17 protein-coding genes and 1 pseudogene are annotated in these 16334 nt (G+C 66.0%); 14 read left to right on the top strand and 4 right to left on the bottom strand.

Annotated features, from left to right (window positions below):
* From Mrose_RS18980 to Mrose_RS15445, 5 genes and pseudogenes are all read left to right on the top strand, one after another.
* Positions 1-283 (top strand): annotated as a pseudogene (locus Mrose_RS18980) (competence protein); the annotation flags it as partial.
* Positions 284-298: 15 nt separating this feature from the next.
* Positions 299-1783 carry a type II secretion system protein GspD gene (locus tag Mrose_RS15460; RefSeq protein WP_119279776.1) on the top strand — a complete coding sequence of 495 codons (1485 nt, stop codon included), beginning with the start codon at positions 299-301 and terminating at the stop codon, positions 1781-1783.
* Between the two features lie 162 nt (positions 1784-1945).
* Positions 1946-3097: a chorismate synthase gene (aroC, locus tag Mrose_RS15455; RefSeq protein WP_119279774.1), complete on the top strand. Its 1152-nt coding sequence runs from the start codon at positions 1946-1948 to the stop codon at positions 3095-3097.
* A 10-nt stretch (positions 3098-3107) separates the two neighbouring features.
* Positions 3108-3668: a shikimate kinase gene (locus tag Mrose_RS15450; protein WP_119279773.1), complete on the top strand. Its 561-nt coding sequence runs from the start codon at positions 3108-3110 to the stop codon at positions 3666-3668.
* The gene (locus Mrose_RS15445) at positions 3649-4692 is read left to right on the top strand and encodes a 3-dehydroquinate synthase (protein ID WP_119279771.1); all 1044 of its coding nucleotides are present in this window, start codon (positions 3649-3651) and stop codon (positions 4690-4692) included. The genes Mrose_RS15450 and Mrose_RS15445 overlap by 20 nt, the downstream gene beginning before the upstream one ends.
* A 69-nt stretch (positions 4693-4761) precedes the next feature.
* Here the strand turns inward: Mrose_RS15445 and rsmF are convergent, their stop codons facing one another.
* The gene (gene rsmF / locus Mrose_RS15440; protein ID WP_119279769.1) at positions 4762-6123 is read right to left on the bottom strand and encodes a 16S rRNA (cytosine(1407)-C(5))-methyltransferase RsmF; all 1362 of its coding nucleotides are present in this window, start codon (positions 6121-6123) and stop codon (positions 4762-4764) included.
* A gap of 161 nt (positions 6124-6284) precedes the next feature.
* On the opposite strand from rsmF, the gene Mrose_RS19210 reads away from it, so the two are divergent.
* The 5 genes from Mrose_RS19210 (at position 6285) to Mrose_RS15420 (ending at position 9217) form a co-directional block, all read left to right on the top strand.
* The gene (locus Mrose_RS19210) at positions 6285-6467 is read left to right on the top strand and encodes a helix-turn-helix domain-containing protein (RefSeq protein WP_220452349.1); all 183 of its coding nucleotides are present in this window, start codon (positions 6285-6287) and stop codon (positions 6465-6467) included.
* Positions 6468-6508: 41 nt separating this feature from the next.
* The gene (locus Mrose_RS15435) at positions 6509-7420 is read left to right on the top strand and encodes an RNA-guided endonuclease TnpB family protein (RefSeq protein WP_220452348.1); all 912 of its coding nucleotides are present in this window, start codon (positions 6509-6511) and stop codon (positions 7418-7420) included.
* Between the two features lie 60 nt (positions 7421-7480).
* Complete coding sequence (locus Mrose_RS15430) at positions 7481-7846, top strand: 4'-phosphopantetheinyl transferase superfamily protein (protein WP_119279767.1); 366 nt, start codon at positions 7481-7483, stop codon at positions 7844-7846.
* The gene (locus tag Mrose_RS15425) at positions 7843-8700 is read left to right on the top strand and encodes an SDR family oxidoreductase (protein WP_119279765.1); all 858 of its coding nucleotides are present in this window, start codon (positions 7843-7845) and stop codon (positions 8698-8700) included. Before Mrose_RS15430 ends, Mrose_RS15425 begins: the two co-directional genes overlap by 4 nt.
* A 106-nt stretch (positions 8701-8806) precedes the next feature.
* Positions 8807-9217: a VOC family protein gene (locus Mrose_RS15420; RefSeq protein WP_119279778.1), complete on the top strand. Its 411-nt coding sequence runs from the start codon at positions 8807-8809 to the stop codon at positions 9215-9217.
* Here Mrose_RS15420 and Mrose_RS15415 read toward each other — a convergent pair.
* Positions 9214-10047 (bottom strand): sulfurtransferase, encoded by an 834-nt coding sequence (locus tag Mrose_RS15415; protein ID WP_119279763.1) that lies wholly within the window; start codon positions 10045-10047, stop codon positions 9214-9216. The two genes, Mrose_RS15420 and Mrose_RS15415, sit on opposite strands and share 4 nt — an antisense overlap.
* A 125-nt stretch (positions 10048-10172) precedes the next feature.
* Between Mrose_RS15415 and Mrose_RS15410 the strand changes: the two genes are divergently transcribed.
* Positions 10173-11738 (top strand): DNA repair protein RecN, encoded by a 1566-nt coding sequence (locus Mrose_RS15410; protein WP_119279761.1) that lies wholly within the window; start codon positions 10173-10175, stop codon positions 11736-11738.
* A gap of 371 nt (positions 11739-12109) precedes the next feature.
* Complete coding sequence (locus Mrose_RS15405; RefSeq protein ID WP_119279759.1) at positions 12110-13399, top strand: sensor domain-containing diguanylate cyclase; 1290 nt, start codon at positions 12110-12112, stop codon at positions 13397-13399.
* Positions 13400-13406: 7 nt separating this feature from the next.
* Here the strand turns inward: Mrose_RS15405 and Mrose_RS15400 are convergent, their stop codons facing one another.
* Positions 13407-13868 (bottom strand): SRPBCC family protein, encoded by a 462-nt coding sequence (locus tag Mrose_RS15400; protein WP_119279757.1) that lies wholly within the window; start codon positions 13866-13868, stop codon positions 13407-13409.
* 105 nt (positions 13869-13973) lie between these two features.
* Between Mrose_RS15400 and Mrose_RS15395 the strand changes: the two genes are divergently transcribed.
* Positions 13974-14582, top strand: a complete 609-nt coding sequence (locus Mrose_RS15395; RefSeq protein WP_119279755.1) for a nucleotidyltransferase family protein — start codon at positions 13974-13976, stop codon at positions 14580-14582.
* 16 nt (positions 14583-14598) lie between these two features.
* Here the strand turns inward: Mrose_RS15395 and Mrose_RS15390 are convergent, their stop codons facing one another.
* The gene (locus tag Mrose_RS15390; protein WP_119279753.1) at positions 14599-15711 is read right to left on the bottom strand and encodes an XdhC family protein; all 1113 of its coding nucleotides are present in this window, start codon (positions 15709-15711) and stop codon (positions 14599-14601) included.
* A 274-nt stretch (positions 15712-15985) separates the two neighbouring features.
* On the opposite strand from Mrose_RS15390, the gene Mrose_RS15385 reads away from it, so the two are divergent.
* Complete coding sequence (locus Mrose_RS15385; protein ID WP_119279751.1) at positions 15986-16174, top strand: hypothetical protein; 189 nt, start codon at positions 15986-15988, stop codon at positions 16172-16174.
* Positions 16175-16334 lie beyond the last annotated feature (160 nt).

Raw genomic sequence — 16334 nt, 5'->3', positions numbered from 1 at the left:
GCCCAAGGCCACTCCCACCACCCCCACCACTCCCGTCGTCAAGACACCGACCCCGACCACCCCAACCCTGACCCGCTTCGTGCAGGAGCAAAACCTGCGCCTAGTCGGGGTAGTGCTGGGACCAACCAGCGTGGGAATCTTCCAGGGCAAGAACGGCTTCTTCGTACTGCCGGTAGGGCGCAATTTCCCCGAGAGCGAGGTCCTTCTTAAAACCTTAACAGCCCGCGAAGCCCTCTTGGTGCTGGGATCGGAAAGCCTTACGCTCGAACTGGTGAGTCCCTAGAGGCGGTGATACCTTATGCAACGAATCCTGTTCCTTATCGTTTTGCTGTTGAGCCTGGCCCTGGCGGGCACCCTCCCTCGAGATGCCCGCTTCGACCAGCCGGTGGACCTGATCGCCCCCAACGGCATCCCGCTGGAGGATGCCCTGCGCAGCACCGCTACCAGCGTCGGCCTGACCCCCCTCCTGCGGGACATCCCCAACACCCTGGTCAAGGTGTCGCTGGAGAAGAAGCCTTTCCGCCAGGTCTGGGACCTGCTGATCAACACCTACGGCGACGGCAAGCTCGACTACGTCCTGCTGGAAAACAACGTCATGGTGGTGGCCTCTCCCGAGGTGGTCTCCCGCTACGCGCCCAAGGTGGCCCAGCAGCCCACCCCCACCACCGAGCCCACCGTGCGCCGCAGCTATGCCGTAAGTGGGAACCCCACCGCGCTCAAAACCTTCCTGGAAGCTGAAATCCCTGGCATCCGCATCACCATCGCACCCGGCCAGCCCACGCTGCTGGTCACCGCCACCGAAAAGCAACACTCCGAAGTCGCGGCGTTGCTGGCCCAGATCGACCGCCCCCAGGCCCAGGTAGACACCGTGACCCGCAACTTCAAGCTGGCTCACGCCCGCGCCGAGGCTATGGCGGAAGTGCTCAGCTCGGCACTCGAGGGCGGGGCCAACGGGCAGCAAGCCCAGGGTCAGGGCCAGGCCGGACAGGCTCAGCCCCAGGCCAAGGGCACGGCTTTCTTCACCGCCGACGTGCGCACCAACACCCTCATCGTCACCGCCACCCCCGAGCAGATGACCCGCGTGGAAGCTCTCATCCGTGAGCTGGACGTCCCGGTCAAGCAGGTGCAGCTCAAGGTGCGTATCCAGTCGGTGGACAGCTCGGTGGTCAGCAGCTTCGGCATCAAGTGGGAGAGTCTCAGTGGCGGCAACCTGGTCGGCAGCATCATCGACGGGGCGCTGAACCTGATCTTCGACGCCTCCAAGAGCCTGGCCTCGCTCAACATCCGCGCGGTGCTGGATATCCTCGAGCAGCAGAGCCTGGCCCGCCGCCTGAGCGACGTGACCCAGATCGTCGAGGACAACTACCCCAACTTCGAGGTTAAGTCGGGCTCGAGGCTCATCGTCACCCCCCAGGTGCAGGGCGAGCCGACCCGCGAGTTCGACGTGGGCCTGCTCGTGCGCGTCGTCCCGCAGATCACCGCGGACGGCCAGGTGACCCTGGACGTCTTCACCCAGACCGGGGAGCAGCCCCGCCAGGGCCCTATCGCCAACAGCATCGAGGTGGTGCAGCGTTCCGACCGCACCAAGCTGCGCATCAAGGACGGGCAGACCGTGGTGATTGGGGGCGTGGTCCAGCAGACCACCGTCAACCAGGAAAGCAAGGTGCCTATCCTGGGCGATATTCCCTTGATCGGCCTGCTCTTCAAGAAGAACTCCAATAGCGTTCGCAACGAGGAGCTTCTAATCATCATCACCGCCAACATCGTCAGCGACGCCCGTTAATCGGCGCACTGAGAGCGGTTCCCACGAATACCCCACACAGCCAACTAGGTCGTGTGGGGTAAAACAGCCGCCGATCCCAGCGGCTGTTTGTGGGAAACGCGATGAGCGAGGACAGGCTGCCGGTCTGTCCTCGCTCGCTTTTTGGTGTGTTAAGCTCTTGGCATGCGTTTTCTGACTGCGGGCGAATCCCACGGGCCTCAGCTCACGGCGATCGTCGAGGGCCTGCCCTCGCAACTGCCCCTGGCCGTGGAGGACATCAACCCCTGGCTGAAGAAGCGACAGGGGGGCTACGGGCGTGGGCGGCGGATGGTGATCGAGACGGATACGGTCGAGCTTCTGAGCGGAGTGAGGATGGGGCGCACCACCGGAGCCCCGGTGACGCTGGTGGTGAAGAACGCCGATTGGCGCAACTGGAGCGAGATCATGGACCCGGCTGCGGGCAACGAGCCGCGCAAGAAGGCCCTCACGGCGGCCCGGCCCGGCCACGCCGACCTACCGGGGGGCATCAAGTACGGACACAAGGACCTGCGGGACGTGCTCGAGCGGGCCTCGGCCCGTGAGACGGCCACCCGCGTGGCGGTGGGGGCCATCGCCCACAAACTGCTGTCGTTTTTCGGCGTGGAAAGCGTGGGCTACGTGAGCGGGATGGCCGGGGTGTGGAGTGCGACCCCCTTCGACTGGAGCCTCAAAGAGCGTATCGAGGAGAGCCAAGTGCGCATGACCGACCCCGCCAGCGAAGCCGAGGTGATCCGCCGGGTAGACGAGGCCAAGGCTACCGGGAACACCCTGGGGGGGATCATCGAGGCCCGCTTCAGGGGGTTGGTGCCGGGCTTGGGTTCGCAGATGCACTGGGAGCGCAAGCTGGATGGGCGCATCGCCCACATGGCCATGAGCATCCCGGCTATCAAGGGGGTGGAGATCGGGAGTGGCTTCGACAACGCCATGAAGCCCGGCTCCGAGGTGCACGACCCGATCTACTGGGAACAGGGGCGGGGCTATTACCGCAAGACCAACCGGGCGGGGGGCCTCGAGGGCGGCATGACCAACGGCGAGGAGTTGGTGGTGCGGGCGGCCTTGAAACCCATCGCCACCCTGATGAGACCTCTGCCCACCGTGGACGTACTCACCCACCAGCCCGCCGACGCCGCCCGCGAGCGCAGCGACACCACCGCCGTGCCCGCGGCCAGCGTGATCCTCGAGGCGGTGGTGGGCATCGTGCTGGCCCAGGCCTACCTGGAGAAGTTCGGGGGGGACACCCTGGACGAACTCATTGAGCGGGTCGAGCGCTACAAAGAACGGGTGCGAAGTTACTGATGGGTGCGGGATGAGCCAGTCCCACGTCCTAAAGATCGAGCGGCCTGCCACCTGGGTGGCCCTGACCGGCTTCATGGGGGTGGGCAAGAGCCGCATCGGGCGCGAGCTGGCTCGAGCACTGATGCTGCACTTCATCGACCTGGATGGCTATATCGAGCGCGAAACCGGGCTATCGATCCCCGACATCTTCACCCACCTGGGCGAGGAAACCTTCCGGCGCTTGGAGAGCGAGGCGGTGGCCGAGCTGGTGCAGAAGGACTACCTGGTGCTCTCCCTGGGCGGGGGCACCTTCACCCGGCCCGAAAACCGCGAGCGGCTGCTGGCCCGTGGCCCGGTGATCGCCCTGTGGGCTAGCCCCGAGACCATCCTCGAGCGCGTGAGCCGCCGCCCCGGACAGCGCCCCCTGCTCGCCGACACCGACCCCCTGACCCGCATCAAGCAGCTTATGGAGCAGCGGCGAGATATCTACCGCCAGGCCACCATCCACGCCTCCACCGACGGGCGCGAGGTCCACGACGTGGTGGAGGAACTCATCGAGAAGTTGTGGGAATATGCGGAAGCTGACCGTTGATCAACCTCCTCCCTACCCCCTCTACCTCGGCTGGGGTCTGATCGCCCAGGCCGCAGCCGACGCTCCCTCAGGGCCAAAAGCCCTGCTGTACGACCGGGCGGTGGAAGGCTATGCCCTCAAGCTGGCCGAAGCCTTGCAGGTCTCTCCCCGCATGGGGATTGAAGGGGGCGAAGAGGCCAAGACCCTGGAGTGCTACGGCCGGGTGCTCTCCTGGCTGGCGCGGCAGGGGCTCCCCCGTGACAGCACGCTGTACGTGGTCGGGGGCGGCACCCTCACCGACCTGGGGGGCTTCGTGGCCTCGAGCTACCTGCGCGGCATCGGCTGCGTGAGCTTCCCCACCACCACCTTAGCCATGGTGGACGCCAGCGTGGGCGGCAAGACCGGGATCAACCTGCCCGAGGGCAAGAACCTAGTAGGCAGCTTTTACCCGCCCAAAGCCGTGTACCTCGACCTCAAAAGCCTCGCCACCCTGCCCCCCTTCCTCTTCCGCGAGGGCCTGGTAGAGGCCTTCAAGCACGGGATCATCGCCGCGGACGAAGCGCTGATGCGGCTGGAACCCTTGCATCCGGGCTGGCCGGGACTGGAGGAGTACCTCGAGCGGGCCGTTTTGGTGAAGGTCCGCGTCGTCGAGGCCGATCCTTACGAAAAGGGCGAGCGCAAGAAGCTCAACCTGGGCCATACCCTGGGGCACGCCCTCGAGGCCGCCACCCACCACAGCCTCTCTCACGGGGCCGCCGTCGCCTATGGCCTGCTCTACGCCGCCCTGCTGGGCAAGGCCCACGGCGGCAGCGATCTGACGGCCTCGGTCGAGGGGCTGCTGCGCTGGCTCCAGCCCCCTCCCCTGCCTCCCCTGAGCTGGGAGGCCGTCTGGCCCTACATGGCCCGTGACAAGAAAAAACTAGGCAGCAGCCTGCACTGGGTCATCCCCCTCGAGCCCGGCCACCTGGTGGTGCAGCCGGTGGCCGAGGAAGTGCTGCGAGGGGTTTACGGGGAGTTCCTCGAGCGGGTCGCGGTGGCCATATAGCCCATATCGAGGGCCGGTGGCCCGTGGCTATCAGCCTTTGGCCTTTGGCGTTTGGCACACGACCTCATCTCACAACGTCGCCCGCCCCATCCGGGCAATCCCGCCCTTGATCCTGGCCCAGCCCAGGTTGAAGCTTCCCACCGCAGTCGCCACGGCCACGGCGGCCCAGCCATCCTCGGCTTCGACTTCGACGGGGTTGCTCTGCGCGAAGCGTAGGGCTCTGGGGTCGGTGGGGGAAAACTCTACCACTCGAGCGATCTGGGCGGGCCTCAGGTAATGGGCGAGGGCTTTGCCGGGGAGCATCCGGCCCGATTGCACCTTACCCAGGTAGAGCCCTGGAGCCGGAGCCCTGATCCCGGCCAGGCTGGGCAGGCCCTCGCTCAGGAGGTAGAGGTGCCCGGCGCGCTCCCAGATTTCGCCCTCGAGCCCGGTCGCTAGGTGCTCGGCGGCAAAACTCTGCCAGGCTTGGCGGGCCTCCGTGGAGAGCGGGGGAACCTTTTCTCTCGGGGGCGTTCCCTCGTAGCCCCCTACCTTGCGCAACCTGGCCAGGAAGTGGCCCTCACCCCGCAGGCGATGGGGCCATAGGCGCGCGGCTTTGGCCAGGGCGGGGTTGCCATCGCCCCAGGCTGGAACAGCGGGGGTGAAGCTGGGGTGGAGCCGGGCGTCCTCGAGTTCGAACCCTGGGTTGCGGGCGAGGAAGTGGGCGATGACCTGCTCGTTTTCCTCGGGGGCGAAGGTGCAGGTGGAGTAGACCAGCACCCCGCCAGGCCGCACCAGGGCTCCCGCATGCTCGATGAGCTGGCGCTGCACCCGGGCCGCCCTCGCCGGAGCTCCCGGCCCCCAGTGGCGCACTACGTCGGGATCTTTGCGGAACATCCCCTCGCCCGAGCAGGGCGCATCCAGCACCACCCGGTCGAAATAGGCCCCCCACTGCTCGGCCAGGCGCTCGAGCGGAGCGCTGACCACCGCCAGCCGCGCCCCCCAGCGCTCGACGTTCTCCAGCAGCCCGCCCATGCGCCCCCCGTCCACCTCGTTGGCCACCAGCAGACCCCGGCCCCGCATCCTCGAGGCCAGGTGGGTGGTCTTGCCACCGGGCGAGGCCGCCAGGTCGAGCACCCGCTCCCCCGGCTGCGGATCGGCCAGCGCGCCCACCGCCTGGGCAGAGGGCTCTTGGATGTAGTAAAGCCCGGCGTAGAAAAAAGGATGCGGCCCTGGACGGGCCTCGGGGAGATAGTAAAAGCCCTCGGCAACCCAGGGGATGGGCTCGAGGGGCCAGGGACTGATGGAGCGGAACTGCTCGGGCGTGAGCTTGAGGGTGTTGACCCTGAGGCCATAGCTGCGGTCCTCGGCAGCGAGGGCGCGGTGAAACTCGGTGAATTCATCGCCGAGAAGATCGCTCATGCGGACCAGAAAGGCCTTGGGCAAATCCACAGGGAACACCTTACAAAAACGTTCGCAGAAAGCCCACCCCTTCCCGCCCCGCCAAGGCGGGGCGGGGGATGAATGCGAACACGCTCCGTAGGAGCGTTGTGATATTCGCAGCGTCGGTGCAAGCGGCATAGGGTTTATAAAAATGTGGTTATTCTATAAACGTGAGGCTCAGAGCCTACAAATATCGACTGTACCCGACTCCTGCTCAGGCCGAGTTCCTGGCCAAGCAGTTCGGGTGCTGCCGCTACGTGTACAACTGGGCCTTGGAGCAGAAGTCCAGGGCGTATCAGGAGAGCAAGAAAGGGCTGTCGCGGTTCGAGTTGGACAAGCGGCTCGGCCCTTGAAGAAGGAACTGCCGTGGCTGTCCGAGGTAGCCTCGCAGCCCTTGCAGCAAGCCCTGATACGCCTGGACAAAGGCTTCACCCGCTTCTTCCGGAAGAAGAAGGGCTACCCCGGCTTCAAGAGCAAGCGGGACAGACAGAGCGCCACCTTCCCCCAGGGGTTCAAGGTGGAGTTCGAGCAGGGCGTGTTGGTGTTGCCCAAGCTGGGCGCGGTCAAGGCGGTCTACAGCCGCACCTTCGAGGGCAAGGTCAAAACGCTGACGGTGAGCAAGACCCCAACGGGCAAGTTCTACGCCTCGGTTCTGGTGGAGGAGGAGAACCAACCCTCCATCAAGCCGGACGTGGAGGAGAACGCCGTGGGGGTAGACCTCGGGCTCAAGCACTTCGCGGTGCTGAGCACGGGAGAGAAGGTAGAGCACCCCAAGCACCTGGAGAAGCACTTGGGGCGCTTGAGGGTGTTGCAACGCAGGTTGAGCCGCAAGCAAAAGGGAAGCAACAACTACCGCAAGGCCAAGCTGAAAGTCGCCCTACTCCACGAGAGAGTGGCGAACAGCCGAGCCGACTTCCTGCACAAACTCAGTACCCGCCTGGTCAGGGAGTTCGATTCCATTTGCCTGGAAGACCTCAACATCCAGGGCATGCTGGCGAACGGCAAACTGGCTCGACACATTGGTCAAAGCGGGTGGGGAGAGTTCAGAAGAATGCTCGAATACAAAACCGAGTGGAACGGGAAGCACGTTCGCATCATTGGCAGGTTCGAGCCTTCTTCCCGTTTGTGCTACTGCGGCTACTACCACCACGCGCTAACCCTCTCGGATAGGGAGTGGGACTGCCTCGACTGCGGCAGACGCCACGACCGGGACGAGCTTGCAGCCAACAACATCAAACGGTTTGCGTACCGCAAACCCAACACAGGGCGGGACACGCCCGGTGAGCTTGGGGAGGTGTCGGCATGAGCCGAACCGTCGAACCAAGAATCCCACGCGCTTTAGCCGTGGGAATGTCAATATGACTCCATGCCCATCGTCGCCATCGGAACCGACATCACCTCCGTCTCGAGGCTGCGCGGGGTCTACGAGCGCCATCCCCGGCGCTTTCTCGAGCGGCACTTCACCCCCGAGGAGATCGAGTACTGCATGGCCAAGGCCGACCCCATGCTCTCGCTGGCCGCCCGCTTCGCGGCAAAGGAAGCCTTCCAGAAGTGCTGGCCCGAGAACCACGGCTGGCGCGAGGTTTGGGTAGAGATGAGGGGGTCGCGTCCTGCCCTGAACTTCGCGCCCCGCATCGCCCGGCGAATGGAGCTGGAGGGCTGGAGGGCCCACCTCTCGTTGGCCCACGAGCACGAGCACGCCACCGCCGTGGTCATCCTGGAGGCTTTGTGAAGCAATTTTTGATCACCGGGGCTTCGACGGGCATCGGCGAAAGCTGCGCGCTTTATCTGGCCGAAAAGGGTCACATGGTCTGGGCCGGGGTGCGCAGGCTCGAAGACGGCGAACGCCTCGCTCGGCAGGCTAAGGGCCTCCTGCATCCCGTGCTGCTCGACGTAACCGATAGTGAAAGCATCGCCAGGGCCGCCCAGACCATCCGGGGACAGGCCCCCAGGCTCGACGGGCTGGTGAATAACGCGGGCATCGCGGTAGCCGGGCCGCTGGAGTTCCTCCCCCTCGAGGAACTGCGGCGGCAGTTCGAGGTCAACGTGATCGGGCAGGTCGCGGTCATCCAGGCCTTCCTGAGCTTGCTGCGGGAGGGGCGGGGACGAATCGTCAACATGAGCTCGATCTCGGGTCGGATCGCGGCCCCTCTGTTCGGCCCCTACTCCGCCTCCAAGTTCGCCCTCGAGGCCATCTCCGACAGCCTGCGGCGGGAGCTGAGGGGTTGGGGGATCGGGGTCAGCGTGATCGAGCCCGGCAACATCCAAACCCCCATCTGGGGCAAGGGGGTGAGCCGGGGCCGGCAGCTGCTGGAGAAGCTACCCCCCGAGGCCAAGGCGCTCTACGGCAGGGCCATCGAGGGCCAGATCCGCTACGTCGAGAGCGTCGATGGCAAGGGCCTGCCGCCCATCGAGGTCGCCAGAGCGGTCGAGCATGCCCTCACCGCCCCACGCCCCCGAACCCGCTACGTGGTGGGGCGCGAGGCGAAGATTGGGATGCTTTTCGCCCGATTTCTGTCAGACCGCCTGCTGGATGAGATGATCCTGGGTGGAAGCGTTAGGCGGCTCTATGGGCGCAAGGCTTAGCCCGGAGATTTTCTCGCTTCCTCCCACTCTTTTTGGCTAAGCTAGAAGGTGCAAACCAAAAGAGTGATTTCGCCGCCGGCCATTTGGTTTGCGCATGGAGGTGGGCATGGGTATTCAGCTAAATACTTCCGGATTGCATCACGTGGCGCTGCGGGTGACCGACCTCGAGCGAGCCAAGCGTTTCTACACCCAGGTCCTGGGGTTCTCCAACGTCATTCTGGACATCCCCGGCGCGCTCTTCCTGTTCACGGTCGGGGGTTCCATCGTCGGGGTGCGCGGCCCCGATGCCAAGACCCCTCCGGGCGACCGCTTCGACCCCTTCCGGGTGGGCCTGGACCACGTGGCTATCGCCTGTCCCAGCGTGGAAGAGCTGAACCGGACGGCGGCGGCCCTGCGGGAGGCCGGGGTCGAGGTCATCGGGCCCAAGACCGACGAGTTCGCGGGGATGCGCTTCCCCTACATCGCCTTCCGCGACCCCGACGGGATCAAGTGGGAGTACTACGCGCAGGAGACCTAGGCTTCCTCCCCCGTGGCCACGGGCCTCGAGGGGTCGCTGACCCAGTCGCTCCAGGAGCCCGCGTAGAGCTTGGCTCCTTTGATCCCGGCGACCTCCAGGGCCAGCAGGTTGGCAGCGGCACTCACCCCCGAGCCGCAGTAGAGGATGAGTTCCCTGTCCAAAGCCTCGGCAAAGCGCTCGCGGATGGCCTGTGGGGAGATGAACTTTCCGTCGGGTCCGAGGTTGTCGGCCCAGTTGCGGTTGATCGCGCCGGGGATGTGTCCGGCCACCGGGTCGATGGGCTCGAGCTCGCCCCGGTAGCGCTCCGGAGCGCGGGAGTCGATGAGCACCGTGCCTGGCCCCCTGGCGGCCACCTCCTCCGCCGACTTGACCCAATCCATGCGGGGTCGGGGCGTGAGGGTGGCCCTGGGATGTCGGGGACGCTCAGCGGTGAGGGTTCCACCCACTTCCACGAAAGCTTTGATCCCCCCATCCAGCACGGCCACCCGCTCGTGGCCCAGCCAGCGCAGCAGCCACCACAGGCGCGGGGCGAACATGCCGTTCTCGTCGTAAGCCACCACCAAGTGCTCGTCGCCGATGCCCGCTTCGGACAAAGTGGCGGCCAGGACCTGCGGATCGGGCAGAGGGTGGCGGCCTCCCTTGCGGTCCTCGCGCACCGGGCCGGAGAGGTCGGTCTCGAGGTCGAGGTAGAGCGCGCCGGGGATGTGGGCCTCGAGGTAGGCCATGCGCCCGGCCAGCGGGTCAGCCAGGGAGAAGCGCACGTCGGCGATGCGCAGGTCGGGGTCGTTTAGGTGCTCCAAAAGCCATCCAGCGGAAACCAAAGGCTGCATATGGCAACACCTTACCGCATGGTCTTACGGTCCACGCAAGACGCCGCGGGGTCGCGGTTTGGGGCCTTCGGCGTTTTACGTTTGGCGTCTGACACCGACCACCGACGCCGGTTAAACTAAAAGCGATGCTGGAAAGGCTCGAGGTGCAGAATCTGGCCGTCCTGGAATCGGTGGCCCTCGATTTCGGGGAAGGGCTCACGGTGCTGACGGGGGAAACCGGGGCGGGCAAGAGTGTTCTGGTAGACGCGCTTTCGCTGCTGTTGGGCGAGAAGGCCGAGGGAATGATCCGCTCGGGGGCCGACAGCCTGCTGGTGACCGCCTGGTTCGCGGGCAAGGTTTTCTCCCGTCGGATTTCCGGGGGACGCAGCACGCCGAGGCTGGATGGCGAGGTGGTCTCCATGCGCGAACTGGCCGAGGCCACCGCCGAGCACCTGGCCATCCACGCCCAGCATGCGGCGCTGACCCTGGCTTCGCGCAAGGCCCAGCGCAACCTGCTCGACAGCCTCATCCAGCCGCAAATCCTCGAGGCCTACCGCGAAAGCTACAGCCGCTGGCGCGGCCTTCTGGCCGAGCAGGAGCGGCTCTCCCAAGCGGCTCGTGAGCGCGAGCGGCGGCTGGACGTGCTGCGCTTTCAGCTCAAGGAGATCGAAGAAGCGAAGCTGGAGCCAGGGGAAAAACAGCGCCTGGAAAGCGAGGTCGAACGCCTGCGCCACCTCGAGACCCTGCGCGAGCGGGTGGGAGCGGCAGTCGGCGGGCTCAGCGGCGAGGGCGACGGGCTGGGCATCGTGGGCGCTGCGCTCAGGGAACTGCGCAGCGCCAGCCGCTACGACAGCAGCCTGGAGGAGCTCAGCCACGACCTCGAGGCCGCCCTGGACAGCCTGGGGGCCATCGCCCGCGAGCTGGAGGATTACCTCGAGGGCCTGGAGGCCGACCCGGCCCGGCTGGAGGAGGTCGAGGGCCGCCTGGCCCTGATCGAGCGGCTGGAGCGCAAGTACGGCGAGGGCGTGGAGGGCATCCTGGCCTTCGCCGAGGAGTCCCGTCGCGAACTGGCCGAGCTCGAAGGAGCCGAGGACCGCCTGGCGGGGCTGGCGGGCGAGGTAGCCCAGGCCCACGCCCAGCTCATGGAGGCTGGAGAAGTCCTCTCCAGGGCCCGGCGTGAGGCCGCCGAGCGACTCAGCGCCGAGGCCACCAAGGAGATCCGCTTCTTGGGGATGCCCGAGGCCCGCTTCGAGGTGGGCCTGACCCCCCTGGCTGAGCCAGGGCCGGAGGGGCTGGAGGAGGTGCAGTTGCTCTTCAGCGCCAACCCCGGCCTGAACCTGGCCCCCCTGGAAAAAGCCGCCTCGGGCGGTGAGCTCTCGCGGGTGATGCTGGCTTTAGCCCTACTCACCGGCAGTGAGGCCCCTACCGTAGTCTTCGACGAGGTAGACACCGGCATAGGCGGCGAGGCCGCCTGGCGGGTGGCCGAGCGGCTGGCCCGGCTGGCCCAGCAGCGGCAGGTGCTGGTGGTGACCCACCTCCCCCAGATCGCCGCCCAGGCCCAGCAGCACTACCGGGTGGTCAAGGTCAAAGGCCGCGTGGAAATCGAGCGGCTCGAGGGCGAGGAACGGGTGCGCGAGCTGGCCCGCATGCTCTCGGGCTCCTACTCCGAAGCGGCCATGCAGCACGCCCGCGAGCTGTTGCAAACCGGCTGATCGCACGGCTCGACGTCTCCTGAATACTGGATACTTACTTGTTTTTCATCCTTGCGCGGCTTTTCTGGAGTTTTCCCACCGGTTTTTACATACGGCTCTGGGACGAACCCTGGCGTGGGCGAGGGTGGGGTTTTCAGTCGCCAGGGCGATCGAGCAGCCTCTGTTCTGGGGATGGCAGAACCCCATCTCCAAAGTTTTTTGGGCTGTTCTTGTTGAGCACCCCGACCCACTTGTTGCCGAACGTGAGCATGCTCATCGAGCTTGGCCCATGACGAAATTGGTGCAGTAAAAGTATTGACCCCGGTTTGCTCGTGAGTGTTGTGCAAAATTCGCGACATTCGCACCTCGGGGCGGGCATAATCTAGGCACATATGCTCGGCCTCGAGGGGCTTCTGAACTCACCTCAAACCGTCGTGTGGCTGGACCCTCAGGGCCGTATCGGCTGGCACAACTGGGCGGCTGCGAGCGCGTTATTGCGGCTTGGGCTCGAGGGTCAACCGATCCTGCCTTTACTGGAGCAGGGGAGCCGCTTGCGGCTCGTGGAAGCGGAATCGCCCATCACCCTGCCCTATCAGGGTCACTGCACGCTGGTGATAGAAGGCAAGCCGCGCCACTGGTATCGCTTCTTCTGCCATCCCTACCAGGGGGGAACGCTGTGCTTTGGGGTGGATGTGAGCGACCTCTACAGCAAGGCTCTGGCCTACCAGACCACCCTCGAGGTGCTCTCCAACCTGGTCACCCAGGAAGCCCGCTTCGAGGACCTGCTCCAACACGTGCTGGAAACCGCTGTGGCCGTAGTGCCGGGAGCCCAGGCGGGGAGCATCTGGTACTACTCGGGCGAGCAGTTCCGCCTCGCCGCCCAGGTAGGCTTCAGCCAGGAGTTGATGGGCATTGCCATTTCCTACCAGGATGAGTTGAAGTGGTACGGGGCCGGGGAAGAAGCCTGGAAGCAGGGTCAACCTCGGCTGTTGCGGGGGGCACAGATCATCGCCCGGTCGGTCCAGGCCCTGCGCGAGGGGCCGGGTTACGAGTTGGGGAAAATCAGCAAAATTCAGGCCAACCTCTGTGTCCCGGTGGTGCTGGGAGGGGAGGTCATGGCCATGCTCAACCTCGACAACCTCGAGCACCCTGACGCCTTCCCTCCTGAAGCCGTGGCCATCGCCTCCCACTTCGGTCTACAGACTGCGGTGTTGCTCTACGGCGTGCTCAACCAGCGCAACCTCTCCGAGCTGGCCTACACCGACCCGCTCACCGGGCTGGGCAACCGCCGGGCCCTGAGCGAAGGTTTCGCACGGCTGCGGACCCAGGCCCAGCGCCTGGGCAAGCCCCTGACCGTGATCTTCTGGGACCTCGACGGACTCAAGCAGATCAACGACCAGCACGGTCACATCGCCGGGGACCGGGTTTTGCGCGAGGTCGCCCTGGCCCTGCAAACCCTGCTGCGGCACGGGGACCGGGCCTACCGCATCGGCGGCGACGAGTTCGTGAGCTTGCACCTCGACCTGAGCGAGGGGGAGGAAGGCCCGTTGGTCGAGCGGGTGCGCTCGGCGCTGCCCCTGCGCGTCAGCGCTGGAGCGGCACGGGCCAGCGAGGCGATGAGCCTCGAGCAGGTGCTGGAGCTGGCCGACGCCCAGATGTACCGGGACAAGCCCCCGAGGTGAAGCGCGATCAGGCCGACCGGCTCGAGTCCTGCACCGCTGCCGTCTTTACATTGGCGAAGGTCTGGGAGATGAGCTTCTGGGCCTGTGCATCGAGCACCCGCCCGCCCACCGCCGCCACCGGACCGCGCATCACGGCCTCGCCCTTCCAGTCGAGGATGGTGTTTCCTCCCCCTTCCTTGAGGTCGGCGCTGGCGGAAAGGTCGACCACGCTGCCCAACCCGCCGCCGGTGATCTTCACGCCCATGCGGTTTCCCGCCTGATCTGGCTGGAGTTCGATCTTGAACTTGAAGTTCCCCCGCACCGGGCCGACCCCCACCCGCACGCTCACGTCCATGTGGGTAGAGTCATGCACCTCGACGCTCTGGACGTCGGGGAGGCAGGAGGCGATCTTGTGGGGATCGCTGATGAAGGCCCAGACCTGCTTCAGGGGCAGGGGGATGCTTTCCTGGCCGGCATATTGGAGTTTCACGGTTTCACCTCGAGCAAGACGTTCTGGCGGGTCTTGGGCGACCCCCCTCGCTCTACTACAAAACATACATCCCCCTCCTCCATGCCGTATCCTGTGAGCAGTTCAATGGAAGCCCCCGCCTCCAACCTCATCGCCGTCGTCCTGGCCGCCGGGGCCAGCCGCCGCATGGGGACGAACAAAATGCTGCTGCGGCTGGGCGGGGAAAGCATGGTGCGGCGCGTCACCCGCACCGTTCTGAGCGCGGGGCTGGAGCAGGTGTGGGTGGTGGTGGGGCGCGACAGCCCCCAAGTCGGGGCCGAGGTGGCCGACCTGGGCGTGAGGCTGGTGCAGAACCCGCGCTACCCGCAGGGCATGGGGACTTCCTTCCAGGCCGCCGTCGAAGCCTTTCCCCCCAACCTCGAGGCCGCCATGTTCGTCCTGGGGGACCAGCCCTTCCTCACCGCCGGGATGTACAGGGCGGTGCTCGAGGCCTACCGCACCCACCGCCCCCCGCTGGTGATCGCGCAATTTGGCAGCGTCAAGGCCCCGCCCCACGTCTTCCGGAGCGACCTGTTCGCCTATCTCGGCCACAACAAGGACGAAGGGGCCAAAAACCTCGTCGCACGGCACAAGGCCCAGGCCATCGTGGTGGAGCTACCCGAATCCGCCCTGTTCGACATCGACACCCCCGAGGAGTACCGGCGGGCGCTCGAGCGGGTAGCCGGTGGCGAGTAGCCGCCACTGACGCATCTCAGCGCGCAGCCCCCGCGGGCTCGTGGATTCGCCCCTCGAGGCCGTTGAGGAAACCAGCCGGGTAGCCGCGCCGCAGGGCCATGATCTCGGCCAGGATGCTCAGGGCGACCTCCTCGGGCGACTCGGCTCCGATGGCGATGCCTACGGGGCTGCGTATCCGCCGAATCTGCTCCGGGGTGAGGGGGGTGCCTTCCTTAGCCAGCTTGTCCACGATCTTCGTGAAGCGTGAGCGCGGCCCCAGCAGGCCGATGTAGGGAGCTGGGGTTTGCAGCACGAAGGTCAGGGCGCTCTGGTCGATGAGCAGGTTGTGGTTCATCACCAGCACGAAGGTACGGGGACCGACCTCGAGCGCTTGAGCGAAGCGCTCGGGGCGCAAAAGGCGCACCTGGGCTCCGGGGAAGCGCGAGGGGATGGCGAACTTATCGCGCATGTCCACCACCTGCACCTTGAAGCCAAACTCCACCGCCATGCGCGAGAGAGGGATCGCGTCGTGGCCCGCGCCGAAGATCAACAGCTCGGCTGGGGGCAGGTTGACGTCGAAGAACACCGGCACTGCCCGCCCGTCGCCGGCCCGCAGGACGTGGGTGAGGGCTCGGGGTTGCAGGGCGGTGAGGAGTTGGTGGGCCGTAGAGCGCACCTGGGCCTCGAGCCCTGGGTCGCTCAGGGCGCCCTCCGAGGCCGCTTCGCTGAGGAACAAGCGGCCCAGGCCGGGCTCGAGGGGAGTGGCCAGCACCGCCGTCTCGCCCTGCTCGAGGGCCTGGAGCCAGCGGTTGGTGACGGGCTCATCCCGCAGGGGTTCGATGTAGACCTCGACCGCACCCCCACAACCGATGCCCAGCCCCCACATCACCTCCTCGTCGAGGTTGTACTCCGTGCGCACGGGCTGGCCGCTTTGCATGACCTGCCGGGCGACTTCCACGATCTCGGGCTCGAGGCAACCCCCGCTGAGCATGCAGGTGTAGCTGCCGTCCTGCCGCACCAGCATCCTCGTGCCCTCACGGCGATAGGCCGAACCCGTCACCCCCACGATGGTCGCCAGGGCGACGGGCTCGCCCGCGGCACGGGCCTCGCGGATGCCCTGCAGCATCGCCTGGACTTCGGGCTGTTCCACGAGGTCAATTCTATCGGGCCGGGGCCAAAGCGCACTGGGAAGGGGGGCACGATGGCTTCCGGGGAAGCGTCGGCGGCCCTACCGACCTTAATCCTGGTCCCCAGCAGTAGCGTGGGAAGGGGTTCGGGTGTACCCTGAGCCTATGCCCCAGGCCCTTGCAATCCCGTTCCCGAAGGGCATTTTGAGACTTTGTAAAACAAGAATCACATAATATAAAACTGGGCTTGACAATTTATAAAGCTATGCTTTACACTCCTTGATGAGGAGGTAGAGCATGTTCGGGTTTCACCAGCTTGAAACGTACCGCCTTCACAGCCAGGAGCGGTTGAACCAACTGAGGGCTCAAGCCGAGGTGGCCCGCCTGCTCCCTCGCCGATCCCTGCGCCAGCGCCTCGCACAGGTGCTGCGCTCCTGGGCCGAAGCCCTCGAGACCCCCACCCCTCGCCGCCGGGTGCTGGCTTGAAGCCATGAGCCGCCGCGAACACATCCAGCAACTCGTGGCCGAGGGCAAGCTAACCCCGTACGAGGCCAGGATCCTGCTCGAGGCCCTGTGCCGCGAGGAATCCTCCCCATCTGCCCCCCTGGAGGGGGCGGGGGTCACTGAGCCTCCCCCCGCCCCCAAC

The organism is Calidithermus roseus (assembly GCF_003574095.1).
Lineage (GTDB): Bacteria > Deinococcota > Deinococci > Deinococcales > Thermaceae > Calidithermus > Calidithermus roseus.
This window is presented reverse-complemented; position numbering and strand designations above follow the sequence as displayed.

Bases quoted from the DNA above. Each gene is read 5' to 3' on its own strand.
- Mrose_RS15460 (WP_119279776.1), top strand. From the start codon at position 299: ATGCAACGAATCCTGTTCCTTATCGTTTTGCTGTTGAGCCTGGCCCTG.
- Mrose_RS15385 (WP_119279751.1), top strand. From the start codon at position 15,986: ATGTTCGGGTTTCACCAGCTTGAAACGTACCGCCTTCACAGCCAGGAG.
- Mrose_RS15395 (WP_119279755.1), top strand. From the start codon at position 13,974: ATGGAAGCCCCCGCCTCCAACCTCATCGCCGTCGTCCTGGCCGCCGGG.
- Mrose_RS15415 (WP_119279763.1), bottom strand. From the start codon at position 10,047: ATGCAGCCTTTGGTTTCCGCTGGATGGCTTTTGGAGCACCTAAACGAC.
- Mrose_RS15450 (WP_119279773.1), top strand. From the start codon at position 3,108: ATGAGCCAGTCCCACGTCCTAAAGATCGAGCGGCCTGCCACCTGGGTG.
- Mrose_RS15445 (WP_119279771.1), top strand. From the start codon at position 3,649: ATGCGGAAGCTGACCGTTGATCAACCTCCTCCCTACCCCCTCTACCTC.
- Mrose_RS15420 (WP_119279778.1), top strand. From the start codon at position 8,807: ATGGGTATTCAGCTAAATACTTCCGGATTGCATCACGTGGCGCTGCGG.
- Mrose_RS15410 (WP_119279761.1), top strand. From the start codon at position 10,173: ATGCTGGAAAGGCTCGAGGTGCAGAATCTGGCCGTCCTGGAATCGGTG.
- Mrose_RS15405 (WP_119279759.1), top strand. From the start codon at position 12,110: ATGCTCGGCCTCGAGGGGCTTCTGAACTCACCTCAAACCGTCGTGTGG.
- Mrose_RS15430 (WP_119279767.1), top strand. From the start codon at position 7,481: ATGCCCATCGTCGCCATCGGAACCGACATCACCTCCGTCTCGAGGCTG.
- aroC (WP_119279774.1), top strand. From the start codon at position 1,946: ATGCGTTTTCTGACTGCGGGCGAATCCCACGGGCCTCAGCTCACGGCG.